The organism is Rhizobium mongolense USDA 1844 (assembly GCF_000419765.1).
Taxonomy (GTDB): domain Bacteria; phylum Pseudomonadota; class Alphaproteobacteria; order Rhizobiales; family Rhizobiaceae; genus Rhizobium; species Rhizobium mongolense.
This window is the reverse complement of the sequence record NZ_ATTQ01000008.1, coordinates 30,994-45,646: the sequence shown is the minus strand read 5'-3', so window position 1 is coordinate 45,646 and position 14,653 is coordinate 30,994. Positions and strand designations below refer to the sequence as shown.

The window sequence follows — 14,653 nt, the reverse complement described above, 5'->3', positions numbered from 1 at the left end:
GTGGATCATGAAAAGAAGCTTGTCCGGCATCTTTGCCGCATTGCTTGTCACATCAAATGCTTTCGCCGCCGATCTCGCTCCTATCGAGCCCGCGCCGGAAATGCCGCCGGAAGTCACGGTAGCTGAATCGACCGGCTGGTATCTGCGCGGCGATGTCGGCTATGGCTTCACCGACATGCGCGGCGCCCGCTACTTCCAGGGAAGCAACGCCAATGAGGTCGATTTCGACAGCGCCGAGCTGCGCGACTCCTGGACGGTCGGCGGCGGCGTTGGTTACCAGATCAACAATTACTTCCGCACCGACCTGACGCTCGACTACCTGACCAAGGCTGATTTCCGCGGCTCAACGACCGGCCAGTGCGGTGCCCCACTCGAGGCCTGCACCTCTCGCGACGTCTCGTCGCTCACGGCCTGGACGCTGATGGCGAATGCCTATGTCGACCTCGGCACTTACGGCGTCTTCACGCCTTATGTCGGCGGCGGTATCGGCGGTACCTATGTCAAATGGAAAAACCTTCGTAACGAATCCTGCCAGGATGATGGTGGCGGTTGCGATGACGAAGTGATCCACGGCGGCCGCGGCAACTGGCGCTTCAGCTACGCGCTCATGGCCGGCGCCTCGATCGACGTCACTTGTAACGTCAAGGCGGATGTCGGCTATCGCTTCCTGCATGTCGACGGCGGCAGCATGTTCGGTTACGCGAGCAATGGTGGGCCTGGCCGGGACAAGGGCTTCAATGTTCATGAAGCCCGCGTCGGCGCCCGTTACCTCTTCGGCGGTTGCCAGCAGGCAAGCTACGAGCCGCCGCCGGAAATTCCGCTGCAGCCGTCGGTCTACAAGTAATCCGAAGTCTCAGCTACTGATCGAAAGCCGCCCGTTGGGCGGCTTTTTCGTCATGGATGCAGATCGAGCACGTTCGGAAGACTGCTTTCGAGGTGTGCCATTGTCTGCGCATCAAGTGCGCCTACGCGGGTCTTCAGGTCGAAAGCCGGGACTGCCGATATCTTATCGCACATACCATAGCACAGCCTTCTTCGGGCCGTTCTCCCCCCTGTCGGCCCGGTACGGATGAGCGGTCTTGATCGCGCCTGCGTCAAAAAATCCTCCGGATGCGACACTTCCACGTTGACTATGATGCGCGTCATCTGTATCCACGGCGGCGGGACACTCCTCCCCAACGAGGAGCTATCTATCTGGAAGGATAGCACATGGCGAAGACCGCAAAGCCGGACGTACGTCCGCAAAATACTCATTTTTCTTCTGGCCCCTGCTCGAAGCGCCCCGGTTGGACGCTCGATGCCCTTTCTGACGCGGCTCTCGGCCGTTCGCACCGCGCGAAAGTCGGCAAGGCAAAGCTGAAGCAAGCCATCGATCTTACCCGCGAAGTTCTGGAAGTGCCGGCGGATTACCGCATCGGCATCGTTCCCGCTTCCGATACCGGCGCCGTTGAAATGGCGCTCTGGTCGCTGCTCGGTGAGCGCGGCGTCGACATGCTCGCCTGGGAAAGCTTCGGCGCGGGCTGGGTCACCGATGTCGTCAAGCAACTAAAGCTCAAGGACGTCCGCAAGCTCGAAGCCGGTTACGGCGAGCTGCCAGACCTTTCCTCCGTCGATTTCGACCGCGACGTGGTCTTCACCTGGAACGGTACCACCTCGGGCGTTCGCGTTCCGAACGGTGATTTCATCCCGGCCGACCGCAAGGGACTGACGATCTGCGACGCGACGTCTGCCGCTTTTGCGCAGAACCTCGATTTCGCCAAGCTCGATGTCGTCACCTTTTCCTGGCAGAAGGTTCTCGGCGGCGAGGGCGCGCATGGCGTCATCATCCTTTCGCCGCGCGCGGTTGAGCGCCTGCTGACCTATACGCCGGCCTGGCCGCTGCCGAAGATCTTCCGCATGACCTCCGGCGGCAAGCTCTCCGAAGGCATTTTTCAGGGCGAGACGATCAACACGCCTTCGATGCTCTGCGTCGAGGACTATCTCGATGCGCTTCTCTGGGCAAAGCAGCTCGGCGGCCTCAGGGCGCTGATGGCGCGCGCCGATGGGAATGCCAAGGTCATCGCCGATTTCGTTGCGGCCAACGACTGGATCGCCAACCTGGCGGTGAAGCCGGAGACCGCGTCGAACACGTCGGTCTGCCTGAAGATCGTCGACAAGGATGTTGCGGCACTCGACGCCGACGGCCAGGCGAATTTTGCCAAGGGCATCGTCTCGCTGCTCGAGAAGGAAGGTGTCGCCTACGACATCGGCCATTATCGCGACGCGCCCTCGGGCCTCCGTATCTGGGCAGGCGCTACGATCGAAACCGCCGACATGCAGAAGCTGATGCCCTGGCTCTCCTGGGCCTTCGAGACGCAGAAGGCAACGCTTTCCCAGGCTGCTGCCTGACGTGATCGCATCCGGCTCCGCTCGCTGAGCGGGGCCTTCGCATTCTCATTTATCATCGCTGAACACTTTTGAAGGAAGCCCCCAATGGCACCTCGCGTTCTCGTATCCGACGAATTGTCGGAAACCGCTGTCCAGATCTTCCGCGACCGCGGCGTCGAAGTCGATTTCCAGCCGCAACTCGGCAAGGACAAGGACAAGCTCGCCGAAATCATCGGCAACTATGACGGTCTTGCCATCCGCTCCGCCACAAAGGCGACGGAAAAGCTGATTGCAGCCGCGACCAACCTCAAGGTCATCGGGCGGGCCGGCATCGGTGTCGACAATGTCGATATACCGGCTGCCTCGCGCCGCGGCATCATCGTCATGAACACGCCCTTCGGCAACTCCATCACGACCGCCGAACACGCAATCGCGCTGATGTTCGCCGTTGCCCGCCAACTGCCGCAGGCTGATGCCTCGACGCAGGCCGGCAAGTGGGAGAAGTCGAAGTTCATGGGTGTCGAAATCACCGGCAAGACGCTTGGCGTCATCGGCGCCGGCAACATTGGCTCGATCGTTTGTGCTCGCGCCATTGGCCTCAAGATGCACGTTCTCGCCTACGACCCGTTCCTCTCCAAGGAGCGCGCCGAGGAAATGGGCGTTGTCAAGGTCGAGCTCGACGAACTGCTTGCCAAGGCTGACTTCATCACGCTGCATGTGCCGATGACGGACAAGACGCGCGGCATCCTCAACAAGGAAGCACTGGCGAAGACGAAGCCGGGTGTGCGCATCATCAACTGCGCCCGCGGCGGTCTCGTCGATGAGGCTGCGCTTGCCGACGCGATCAAGTCCGGCCATGTCGCCGGTGCTGCCTTCGACGTCTTCGAGGTCGAGCCCGCCAAAGAAAGCCCGCTCTTCGGTCTGCCGAACGTCGTCTGCACGCCGCATCTCGGTGCGTCGACCACGGAAGCGCAGGAAAACGTCGCCCTGCAGGTTGCCGAGCAGATGGCGGACTATCTGGTCAAGGGTGCCGTTTCCAACGCTATCAACATGCCGTCGATCACGGCCGAAGAAGCGCCGATCCTGAAGCCGTTCATCAGGCTCGCCGACGTTCTCGGCGCCTTCGTCGGCCAGGTCACCGACGAGCCGATCAAGGAAATCGAGATCCTCTACGACGGCGCCACGGCGAACATGAATACCCGGGCGCTGACGAGCGCGCTGCTTGCCGGTCTGATCCGTACGCAGGTTGCCGACGTCAACATGGTTTCGGCCCCGATCATGATCAAGGAAAAGGGCATCGTGCTCTCTGAGGTCAAGCGCGACAAGACCGGCGTCTTCGACGGCTACATCAAGCTCACGGTGACGACCGAGAGCATGACGCGCTCGATCGCCGGTACCGTCTTCTCCGACGGCAAGCCGCGCTTCATCCAGATCAAGGGCATCAACCTCGATGCCGATGTCGGCAGCCACATGGTCTACATTGCCAATACCGACGTTCCCGGCATGATCGGCTTCATCGGCACGACGCTCGGGGAAGCCGGTGTGAACATCGCCAACTTCCAGCTCGGCCGCGACAAGCAGGGCGGTGATGCGATCGCGCTCCTCTATGTCGATGGCCCGATCGGCGACGACGTTCTCGCGAAGCTGACGGCGCACCGGGCCATCCGCCAGGCCAAGCCCTTGGTCTTCGCGGTCGATTAAGATTTCCTCCCAAGGAAGAATGCGACTGCCCGGCGCGGGGGACTGCGCCGGGCAAAACTTTCAATCAGATCGAAAAGTTGGCGCTGTTCGGAATCTGACCTTGTGGTGTCAGGTCATCGACGGCCTTCGGTAGGTCTTTTGAAAGGCGTTTCAGGATTTCATCCTCACTCAAGCCCGTCTTTGCAGAAAGTTCTTCGAGAACGTCCGGGCCGAGCGCTTGCGAGAGTTGCCGGTCGTCGATCGGCTTGTTCGCACCGGGCGATACCCATGAATCCGCCGTATCGCCATAGCCGTTCTTGGTAAACTGTTCGAGTAGGCCGCCAAGGCCGCCACTCAGGACACCGCCGGCAGAGCCGCCCTTGACGAGGTCACCAAGACCACCACCTGCAAGGCCGCCGAGAAGTCCGCCCAAGCCTCCTTCAGAAGGCTGCGAGGGGACTCCGCCGGGCTCCGTGCCGGCAGTTTGCGGCCGTGCGCCGCCTTGCGTGAGTTCGCGGAGTGCTGCGGCGATTTTGTCGCGGTTCTGGTAGCCGGCGACGGCAAGTATGCCGAGCAATGCCGTAAGATTTCTGCGATCCATGATATCCTCCCCATCGAGATTTGCCCGGGCGCCGCATTCGTCGAATACAGCCCGAATGCGGGAATGCGCGGACGGCGACATGGTTCCCGTGTCATCGAAAATTCATCACAAGCTATGGTTGGCTCGCTACCGGCAGAGATGCACTATCGGATCGTTAGCAGCCGCAACGCATTGAGTGTCACCAGCACTGTTGCGCCCGTATCGGCGAGGATTGCGGGCCAGAGGCCGGTGAGGCCGATGACGGTTGTGACGAGGAAGACCGCCTTCAGGCCAAGCGCGATGGCGATGTTTTCGAAGATGTTACGCATCGTCCGCTTGGAAAGCTCGATCATCGCCGCCACATCGCTGACGCGGCCGTGCAAGACCGCCGCATCTGCGGTCTCCAGCGCTACGTCCGTGCCGCCTCCCATGGCGATGCCGACATCTGCAGCCGCCAGGGCGGGGGCGTCGTTGATGCCGTCCCCGACTTTGGCGACAATGAAGCCTTCGCGCTTCAGTTCGCCGACAATACGCTGCTTGTCTCCGGGCATGAGTTCGGCTCGGACATCGATACCAAGCTGTTCTCCGATCGCCTTTGCTGTGCGCTCGTTGTCGCCGGTCAGCATGACGATCCGGACCCCGGCATCGGTCAGTATCTTGAGGCCGGCTTTTGCGTCCCCGCGCGGCTCGTCGCGCATGGCGATGAAACCGGCGGCTTTGCCGTTGACGAGAAGAACCGATACGCTTTTGCCCTGTTCGTTCAATGCAGCAATGCGCTGGCCCTGTTCGGCTGTCAGGGCGCCCGTCGCGCGGGCGGCAGACGGAGAGAGAAGATCGAGCCTTTCACCGCCGACGCGGCCGGTCATGCCCTTGCCGGGAATGGCTTCCACCTCAAAGGCCGGCGGTACGGGCACCTTGTCGCTCTTTGCGCGATCGAGGATCGCCAGTGCGAGAGGGTGGCTGGAGTTTCTTTCCAGGACGGCTGTGCGCGAAAGCACTTGAGCCTCCGTCAATTCGAAAGGCACGATGTCGGTCACCCTCGGCTTACCTTCGGTCAGCGTACCGGTTTTGTCGAGTGCGACGGCGGTGACCTTGCCGAGCGTTTCCAGCACGGCACCACCCTTCATCAGCAATCCGCACCGCGCGCCAGCCGACAGCGAAGCGGCGATTGCAGCGGGCGTCGAGATCACCAGCGCGCAAGGGCAGCCGATCAGCAGGATCGCAAGCCCCTTGTAGATCCATTCGTCCCAGGCGCCATTAGCAAAGAGCGGCGGGATGATCGCGACCAGTGCCGCCGCCGCGACGACGCCTGGCGTATAGTAGCGCGAGAAGCGGTCGATGAAACGCTCGGTGGGCGCCTTCGATTCCTGCGCTTCCTCGACGAGTTTGATGACGCGGGCGATCGTGTTGTCGCCACTTGCCGCAGTTACCTTGATACGGAGCGCGGCATCACCGTTCACGGTTCCGGCAAAGACCGTGTCATCGGCACCTTTGCGCACCGGAACACTTTCCCCCGTCACAGGCGCCTCATCGATCGCGCTTTCGCCCGAGACGATGACGCCGTCAGCGGAAATCCGGTCGCCCGGGCGGACGAGGATGGTGGAGCCAACAGCGAGCGTTTCCGCCGGCACTTCGCGCGTTTGCCCGTTTTCCTCCAGCAAGGCGCTCTTCGGCACGAGCGCCGTCAGCGATTGAATGCTCGCCCGAGCACGCCCGGCGGCAACCCCTTCCAGCAACTCGCCGACCAAAAAGAGGAAGACGACGGCTCCGGCCTCCTCTCCGGCGCCGATGATGACGGCGCCGATGGCCGCGATCGTCATCAACATCTCGATCGAAAACGGGGTCCCGGAGAGTGCCGCCGAGATCGCGCGGCGGGCGATCGGTACAAGACCGACCAGCACGGCGGCAACAAAGGCGTAAGGGGCGATCGTCGGGATGAGATGCCCGGCGGCATAAGCCGCGGCAAGAGCCGCACCGGCTGCGATCGTCAGTCGCCCTTTTCTGGTTTGCCACCAAAGGCCGCCCATCGGCCCATGGTCGTGGCCGTGCAGCTCTGTGATGTCCTTTTCAGGATGAGTATGTCCATGGTGATCATGGTCGGTATGACCATGATTATGGCCTTGCGCAGCGTGATCGTGATCCCGCGCCCTTGCCGGCATCGGCACGACCGAATAGCCGAGACCGGTCACCTTCTTCTCGATCGCTTTCAGATCACTGGTACCATCATGGCTGATGGTCATCGTGCCGGCGGTCACGGAAACGGAAACGTCCTCGACGCCGGCAATGCGGCGGACTGCCGTGTCTATCTTCGCCGCGCAGGATGCGCAGTCCATGCCGCCAACTTTGTATTTCGCCCGAGCCGCTTCAGCCATTTCGGATTTCCTTGTTCTTCAGCAGCATTCTTCCTACATGCTCTAGCGACTAGAGGTGCAAGAGGAAAATCATGAGAAAGATCACGATCGGCGATGCAGCCCGCCAGAGCGGGGTGAAGGTTCCAACGATCCGCTACTATGAGAGCATCGGGCTGCTGGCGGCGCCCAGCCGCAGCGAGGGCAACCAGCGCTCCTATGAACCTGCCGATATCCGCCGCCTTGCCTTCATCCGCCATGCCCGCGAGCTCGGCTTCGAGGTCGGTTCCATCCGAACCTTGCTGGCGCTGCAGGATGATCCCGATCAATCCTGCGCTTCAGCCGATGCGATCGCCAAAGCGCGGCTCATCGAGGTCGAACAGCGTATCCGCAGCCTGATGGCGTTGAAAGCCGAGCTCGAGATCATGGTCGAAGGCTGCGGCCACGGCCGTGTGGATCAGTGCCGGGTCATCGAAGTCCTTGCCGATCACGGCCAGTGCATGCATCCGCACCACTGAACTTAAACGGCGCGATCGTTTCTCATTTCCAACCAGAAGGAGGACCGATCCATGCGCAGATGAGCCTTTCCAACGATCGCCCTCACTACTGGATTGGCAAGGATGTTGAGAATTGGTGCTGAAGCTGAAAACGCCTCAGCCCTTCGGAAGGTCGCCGTAGGTAGTCCTTGCAAGCAACTCGGTGACCTCACCATCGCTGGTCTGTTTGAAATCGTCATAGTGAAGGCTGACCGCCTGGAGGTCTTCAGGCGCGGATAGACAGAAGACTTCGTCGACTTGGGTCTTCAGTTCCTCGATGACCATCCGCGGCGCAACCGGGACCGCAAGCGTGATATGGGCCGCACCCGCCTGGCGGAGCGCCTTCAATCCAGCCTTTACCGATGCGCCGGTGGCAATGCCGTCGTCGACGAGAATGACGCTCCGGTTCGCAAGATCAGTCGGTGGGCGATCACCGAGATAAACCTTTCGGCGCCTCTCTATCTCTTCGAACTGGCGGGCTGCCTCTTTCTCGAAATAATCGAGGGACGCACCGCAATAGGCAAGAACGTCTTCGTTCATCACGCGTTGTGGATTTTTGCCGTCAACAACAGCGCCGATGGCATATTCCGGGTAGCCAGGCGCCCCGATCTTGCGAACGAGGAGGATATCGAGCGGCGCGTGCAGGCAGCACGCGAGTTCGAATGCCACAGGCACGCCGCCGCGCGGCAGACCGAGCACGACCGGGTCATCGCTTCGTGCGCCAATGGCTTCGGCGAGCCTTCTGCCCGCGTCGGCACGATTGTGAAAGCGGAGAGCGGTATGCATCGTCACAGTCCGAACGGATAGGTTTCGGGCACACCTTGCGGGCGCACGGCAGCAAGCAGATTCACGGCTTTCGTTTCTTCGAACCAAACGTAGCAGTCGAACTGTTCCGGAAGCACCGCTTCGAAATAGTGGCTGTAGAATTCGCTTTCCGGCCGGTAGACAACGCCGATGGCGCGTTCAAGTCGTCGTTCCGACAATACCTCGCGCACTGCCCGATCGCGGGTTCCGCGCAGGTCGGTCAGCGATCTTGGTATCGCGGTCTGCCGGAAAACACGCTCGTAAGAGTCCGGACGCGAAGGATTGACGGCCTTGACATTTACCGGCTGATCCCAGTCGTCGGCGGCCGCCACAGTACCGCGGTCCGTCCCGAAGCCCACGAGAAGAGTCTCCTCGCCATAGGCGATCCGGGCAAGCTCGCCTATGTTGAACTGGCCGTCCCAGCCCATGGCGGTGGCAGCCGCATTGCCGATGTGCGAATTGTGGGCCCACACGACAGCCTTTGCATCTGGCCGATACTCCAACAGCTTCTGGAGCGTTTCGAACATGTGCTTGTCGCGCAGGTTCCAGGAATCGTTGCCGCTCCGGTACATCGCCCGATAATAGTGTTCGGCGGTTGCGACGATACGCGCATTTTGAGCTGCATCGAGAAAGTCCTCGCCATCAGCGGCGGCATAATCGAGCTCGCGGGCGAGCAGTTCCCGCAATTGGGCGACGACGGCCGGTTCGCATTCCTCCTGAACGCCGGAAAGGATGGCATGGGCATAGCCTGCGGGCCGCTCCTGCCATGGCGTCAGGCAGGCGTAACGGCGGCGGGCCTTTATCGCCTCCTCGGGGTCGATACGCTGGAGGTAATCGAGCACTGCCTTGAGCGAGCTATTCAGTGAGTAGATATCCAAGCCGCGGAATTCGACGCGCCGGTCTGGCGCGAGGCTCTCATTGTAGCTGCGCAGCCATGAGACGAACTGCTCGAACTCAGCGTTCCGCCACATCCAATCGGGAAAACGTATAAACGATTCTGCGTCGTAGCTTCGCACGTTCCGGTGGCGCACATGCCGGTCGATCCTCTCGGCGTCGGGCCAATCGGCTTCAACGGCGATAATGTTGAAACCGTGATTTTCGATGAGGTTTCGGGTGATTGCCGCGCGCGCCTGGTAGAACTCCGCGGTGCCGTGCGACGCCTCGCCGAGGAGGACGACCTTCGAGCTGTCGATGTATGGATCGAAGAAGACGCCGAATTCGATCATATGAGCGGGATCGGGCAGCGGCGCGCAGGCATGGCGAATTGCATGCGCGATGCCGTCCGCCTGGTTCGGTTTAAGTTCCAGGAGAGTCACATGAACCTCCTTTTCGAAATGTGAGTGGTTATTTGTCCGTTGTTCGCGAAGGCGGTTCGACGCCGTTGGCTCCGTATCATTTCACTAGAAACAGATTGCCGCGGGGATTGTTCCTGCGGCATCAAACGGCTTCCAATTGCCTAATCAACATGCTTCCGCCCAAAGTTTAGGCGATCTATGATTCTGATTTTATTTAGTTTTTTTCTCTATAACCAGCCGGATATTTTTCGAACCTATCCTTTGTCCATGGCCGTAACCGTGAAAAAGCCCGATGAGATCATAGCTCCGAACGACGATTTCCGTTCGCTGTTCAAGACGCATCCGTCGCCGATGTGGGTCTATGATCCGGAAACATTGCATTTCCTGATCGTCAACGATGCCGCGCTGGATCTTTACGGTTTTGCGCCGGAGGATTTTTCTGCCATGACGGTGCTCGACATCCGGCCGGCTGCCGAGCGGGCGCGCATGCTGAAGGCTGTCGAAACGCGCACCGACATCGAAAAGGCCGAGCGCTGGGCGCATCTCAAGGCCAATGGCGAGACCTTCGAAGTGCTAACCTATGGACGCGAGGTACGCTTCGACGGAAAGAGCGCCATCTTGGCGATCGTGCAGGACCGCACGGAGGTCAATGCCGCAAGGCGGCAGGTGACGGATACGCGCTCGCTGCTCGACAGCATCGTCGATAACCTTCCAGTCGGCGTTTTCGTCAAGGACATGCAGGAGGACGGCCGCTACATCCTTTTCAACGAAGCCTGCAGCGTCATTGTCGGCCGTGCCACGGAGGACGTGCTCGGCAGCACCGACCGCACGATCTTTCCGGCGGCGCAGATGGCGATCCTCCGCGAACAGGACAGCCGCGCCTTTGATGCCAAAGGCACGATCACCTTCGAGGAAACGATCCAGGGTCTCGACGGCGTGCAGCGTATTTTGAGGACGGCGAAAAAGGCGCTGCCTGCGCCCGAAGGCAGTCCGCCGCGCTATCTGCTCGGCATCTCACAGGACGTGACGGAAGAGCGGGCCTTCGAAGCGAAGCTTGCCTACATGGCCATGAACGATTCCTTGACCGGCCTGCCGAACCGCGCGGCCTTTGCCCAGCATATCGAATTGCATGCCGCCGCAGCGACGGCGACTGCCCCGATCGCACTTCTTTATCTCGATGTCGATCATTTCAAGCACATCAACGACAGCAAGGGGCACGCTGCTGGCGATACGCTTTTGTGCCAGGTTGCGAAGCGCCTTTCCGTGCTGGCGCAGGAGGGTGATCTCGTCGCCCGCCTTGGCGGTGACGAATTTGCTCTTGTCCTGAAGCTTGCGGAGATTAGCCGCGCTGAGCGCTTTGCCAACCAGCTTCTCGCGCTGCTCTCCGCGCCTTTTGAGCTCGATGGCGTCAACGAGCATGTCAGCTGCAGCATCGGGATTGCGCTGGCACCGGAGCATACCGAAGATGCAGACGTGCTGATGCGCCATGCCGATCTTGCGCTCTACGCCGCGAAGGCGAGCGGCCGGTCGACCTATCGGTTCTATGAACCCGAGATGCGGCTTGAAGCCGAGCGGTGGCACCAGTTGAGCGCCGAGCTTCGCGATGCGCTGGCGAAAAACCAATTCGAATTGCACTATCAGCCGATTGTCAGGCTGGAAGATGACGGTCTTGCAGGCTTCGAAGCGCTCATCCGCTGGCACCATCCGCTGCGCGGTCTGGTAGCACCGACGGAGTTCATTCCGATTGCAGAGGAGACGGGGCTGATCGTTCCGATCGGCGAATGGGTGCTGCGCGAAGCATGCCGCACCGCCGCTTCGTGGCCGGGTCATCTTAAGATTGCGGTCAATCTCTCCGTCAGCCAGTTCCGCCACACCAGTCTTCTGTCAACCGTTGTCGCCGCTCTTGACGGCAGCGGCCTGCGGCCGGAGCGGCTGGAAATAGAGATTACGGAATCCGTCTTCCTCGCCGACGTCGAATTGAGCCTGCCGCTGCTGCGCGCGCTGAAGGAACTCGGCATCCGTATCGCGATCGACGATTTCGGCACCGGCTATTCCTCCTTCAGCTATCTTCGCGCCTTCGCCTTCGACAAGATCAAGCTCGATCGCAGCTTCGTGGCCGGTATCGAGAGCGATGCCGGCAGTCTCGCCATCATCCGCGCAGTCGTCGGCATCGGTTCGGGATTCAATGCGACGACGCTTGCCGAAGGTGTCGAAACAAAAGAGCAGCTCAAGAGGCTCAAGCAGGAGGGTTTCGGGGAAGTCCAGGGCTATCTGCTCGGCAAGCCCATGCCACGGGCGCAAGCCGAAGAATTGATATACGGCACGGCCTTAAAGCGGCGCATTGCCGTCAACGGCTGATTTCGCATCGGAAGGCTCCGTGGCCCTGCTGCTGAGGGGTCGCATGAACTTTTGCTCTTTTCCATATTGCAGAGCACCCTAAGTGCCGGCTCATGTCCGACCTTGTGAACGATATTCGCGCCCAAGGCATCTGGCTGCCTGATTGGGTGGCAAGCATTGGCATCTTCGCTGTCGTGGTGGCGCTCTCGCTTTTCTTCCATCGCGTGGCTTTCCGGCTTCTGACACGCCTCGTCGCATCACGCGATATCATCTGGCGGTCGCTTGTCTCCCGGCTCGAGGGCATGGCGCGGCTGGCAATCCTAGCTGCTGCGCTGGGCTTTGCCGCCACCATTTCACCGCTCACGGAATATCAGGCCTCGACGCTGCGCCACGTGCTGCTGATCGCCTTCATCATCCTCGTTGCCTGGATGGCGAAGACGGCCAAGCATATCTGGATGACGGTCTATCTGCGGCGCTTCAAGCTGGACGCCGAGGATAATCTGTTCGCGCGCAAGCATGTCACGCAGTCGCGGATCATCGAGCGGATCGCAGACATGATCATCGTCGTCGTGACGATTTCCGCCTGCATGATGACTTTCGACGCGGTCAAGCAATATGGCGTGAGCCTGCTCGCATCCGCCGGCGTTGCCGGCATCGTCGTCGGTCTGGCTTTGCAGCCGGTCCTGAAAAATCTCTTCGCCGGCATTCAGCTTGCGATCACGCAGCCGATCCGCATCGACGATGCGCTTCTGGTCGAGGGCGAATGGGGCAATGTCGAGGAGATCACCTCGACTTACGTCGTCGTGAAAATATGGGACTGGCGCCGCCTCGTCCTGCCGCTCAGCTATTTTATCGAGAACCCGTTCCAGAACTGGACGCGCGAGAGCGCATCGCTGATCGGCACGGTCATGATCTATCTCGACTACAGCGTGCCGGTTTCCGCGATCCGCGCCAAGGCGGAGGAGATACTGGCTGGCTCCAAGCTCTGGTACCGGAGGGTGGCCAACGTCGCCGTCACCGATTTCAGGGAGAGCGTCATGGAAATCCGCATCCTCGCCTCAGCCTCGAATTCGGGGCGAGCCTTCGATCTGCGCTGCGAAATCCGCGAAAAGCTGATCGATTTCATCCAACGCGAATATCCGCAGGCCTTGCCGCAGGTCAGAGCGATGCTGGAGGGCCGGGAGGAGAGAGGGCGCAAGGCGGCAGCAGAATAGCGCGACGTGGCTGCAAATCCCCGCCTCTTGCGCGAAGCCGCAATCCTTTCTATATCCACGGCCACGAAAGCCCGGCGAACGAGCCTGCCGGAAGAGCAGGAAATCCGCCGCATTTGCAGGGCAAACGGCGGGGCGAAACAAGCACTGAACTGGCAGCACTCGTGAACACACTGGATTTTGACAAGAAGCCGGAAGATACGCGCGTTGTCGTCGCCATGTCGGGCGGCGTCGACAGCTCCGTCGTTGCCGGCATTTTGAAGCGCCAGGGCTACGATGTGCTCGGTATCACGCTGCAGCTTTACGACCATGGCGCGGCCGTTCACCGCGCCGGCTCCTGCTGCGCCGGGCAGGACATCGACGACGCGCGCCGTGTCTGCGAAACGCTCGGCATTCCGCATTACGTGCTCGATTACGAGAAGCGCTTCCGCGACACTGTCATCAATCCCTTCATGGAAAGCTATGTCGCCGGCGAAACGCCGATCCCTTGCGTGTCCTGCAATCAGACCGTCAAGTTCGCCGATCTTCTGGCGACCGCCAAGGAACTCGGCGCCGATGCGCTGGCGACCGGCCATTACATCCGTTCGCGCCCGAATCCGTCATCCGGCAACCCCGGCCGCCGCGCGCTTTACCGCCCGGCCGATGCCGATCGTGACCAGAGCTATTTCCTGTTTGCAACCACCCAGGAGCAGATCGACTATCTGCGCTTCCCGCTCGGCGGGTTGCCGAAGGCCGAGACCCGCAGGCTTGCCGAAGAGATGGGGCTCGTCGTTGCCAAGAAGGCCGACAGCCAGGACATCTGTTTCGTGCCGCAGGGCAAATATTCCGATATCATCACCAAGCTGAAGCCGAACTCGGCGCTGGCGGGCGAGATCGTGCATCTCGACGGCCGCGTGCTCGGCAACCATGACGGCATCCTTCATTATACGATCGGCCAGCGCCGCGGCATCGGCGTTGCGACTGGCGAGCCACTCTATGTCGTCTTTCTCGATGCGCGCTCCCGCCGTGTCATTGTCGGCCCCAAGGAAGCGCTGGAGACACACCGCGTCTATCTTCGCGACGTCAACTGGCTCGGCGACGAACCGCTTGCCGAAGCTGCGTCCGGCGAAGGTTTTGCCTGCTACGCGAAGGTTCGCTCTACCCGGGCGCCGACACCGGCCGTTCTTCGTGCCGATGAGCACGGCATCTATGTTGACCTGACCGTCGGCGAAGCTGGCGTGGCGCCCGGCCAGGCCTGCGCGCTCTATTCGGCGCCAGGCGATGACGCCCGCGTCTTTGGCGGCGGGTTTGTCGAGCGTTCAGAGCGCGAGCCGGCGGCCGAAGCCTCGCTGAAGGCCCTGCTTTCCAGACCCGTCGCCGCCTGAACCGCACGCGAAACGGCGTGCAACAAAGCTCGCCGTTTTCTTGATGTCACCTGCTTGACACCAAGCGGGACCGCACCTTATAAGCCGCTCATCCCACGAGCCGTCGCTTCGCGAACGGCATCGTTGACCAG

11 protein-coding genes are annotated in these 14,653 nt (G+C 61.1%); 7 read left to right on the top strand and 4 right to left on the bottom strand.

Annotated elements, in window-relative coordinates; translation table 11 throughout:
• Positions 1 to 7: 7 nt before the first annotated feature.
• The 3 genes from A3C3_RS0116780 (at position 8) to serA (ending at position 4,068) form a co-directional block, all read left to right on the top strand.
• Positions 8 to 844, top strand: coding sequence for an outer membrane protein (locus A3C3_RS0116780; RefSeq protein ID WP_022715742.1), 837 nt, complete (start codon positions 8 to 10; stop codon positions 842 to 844).
• A 365-nt stretch (positions 845 to 1,209) separates the two neighbouring features.
• On the top strand, positions 1,210 to 2,388 hold the full coding sequence (locus A3C3_RS0116770; RefSeq protein ID WP_022715740.1) for a phosphoserine transaminase: 1,179 nt from the start codon (positions 1,210 to 1,212) through the stop codon (positions 2,386 to 2,388).
• An 84-nt stretch (positions 2,389 to 2,472) separates the two neighbouring features.
• A complete protein-coding gene (gene serA, locus A3C3_RS0116765; protein WP_022715739.1) occupies positions 2,473 to 4,068 on the top strand; it encodes a phosphoglycerate dehydrogenase in 1,596 nt (531 codons plus the stop codon).
• Between the two features lie 64 nt (positions 4,069 to 4,132).
• Here serA and A3C3_RS38595 read toward each other — a convergent pair whose 3' ends face one another.
• Positions 4,133 to 4,648, bottom strand: a complete 516-nt coding sequence (locus A3C3_RS38595) for a YidB family protein (RefSeq protein WP_033419701.1) — start codon at positions 4,646 to 4,648, stop codon at positions 4,133 to 4,135.
• Positions 4,649 to 4,791: 143 nt separating this feature from the next.
• Positions 4,792 to 6,999: a heavy metal translocating P-type ATPase gene (locus A3C3_RS0116755; protein ID WP_022715737.1), complete on the bottom strand. Its 2,208-nt coding sequence runs from the start codon at positions 6,997 to 6,999 to the stop codon at positions 4,792 to 4,794.
• Positions 7,000 to 7,070: 71 nt separating this feature from the next.
• Here A3C3_RS0116755 and A3C3_RS0116750 point away from each other — a divergent pair, with 71 nt between their 5' ends.
• Entirely contained in the window at positions 7,071 to 7,493 is a 423-nt protein-coding gene (locus A3C3_RS0116750; protein ID WP_022715736.1) for a MerR family transcriptional regulator, read from the top strand.
• A gap of 135 nt (positions 7,494 to 7,628) precedes the next feature.
• Here the strand turns inward: A3C3_RS0116750 and A3C3_RS0116745 are convergent, their stop codons facing one another.
• Positions 7,629 to 8,297 (bottom strand): phosphoribosyltransferase, encoded by a 669-nt coding sequence (locus tag A3C3_RS0116745; RefSeq protein WP_028739715.1) that lies wholly within the window; start codon positions 8,295 to 8,297, stop codon positions 7,629 to 7,631.
• Positions 8,298 to 8,299: 2 nt separating this feature from the next.
• Positions 8,300 to 9,631, bottom strand: coding sequence for an erythromycin esterase family protein (locus A3C3_RS0116740; RefSeq protein WP_022715734.1), 1,332 nt, complete (start codon positions 9,629 to 9,631; stop codon positions 8,300 to 8,302).
• Between the two features lie 258 nt (positions 9,632 to 9,889).
• Here A3C3_RS0116740 and A3C3_RS0116735 point away from each other — a divergent pair, with 258 nt between their 5' ends.
• The 3 genes from A3C3_RS0116735 (at position 9,890) to mnmA (ending at position 14,522) form a co-directional block, all read left to right on the top strand.
• Positions 9,890 to 11,968, top strand: coding sequence for a putative bifunctional diguanylate cyclase/phosphodiesterase (locus A3C3_RS0116735; protein WP_376774928.1), 2,079 nt, complete (start codon positions 9,890 to 9,892; stop codon positions 11,966 to 11,968).
• 92 nt (positions 11,969 to 12,060) lie between these two features.
• Positions 12,061 to 13,161 (top strand): mechanosensitive ion channel family protein, encoded by a 1,101-nt coding sequence (locus A3C3_RS38590; protein ID WP_022715732.1) that lies wholly within the window; start codon positions 12,061 to 12,063, stop codon positions 13,159 to 13,161.
• Between the two features lie 161 nt (positions 13,162 to 13,322).
• Complete coding sequence (gene mnmA, locus A3C3_RS0116725; RefSeq protein ID WP_028739714.1) at positions 13,323 to 14,522, top strand: tRNA 2-thiouridine(34) synthase MnmA; 1,200 nt, start codon at positions 13,323 to 13,325, stop codon at positions 14,520 to 14,522.
• Positions 14,523 to 14,653: the final 131 nt, after the last annotated feature.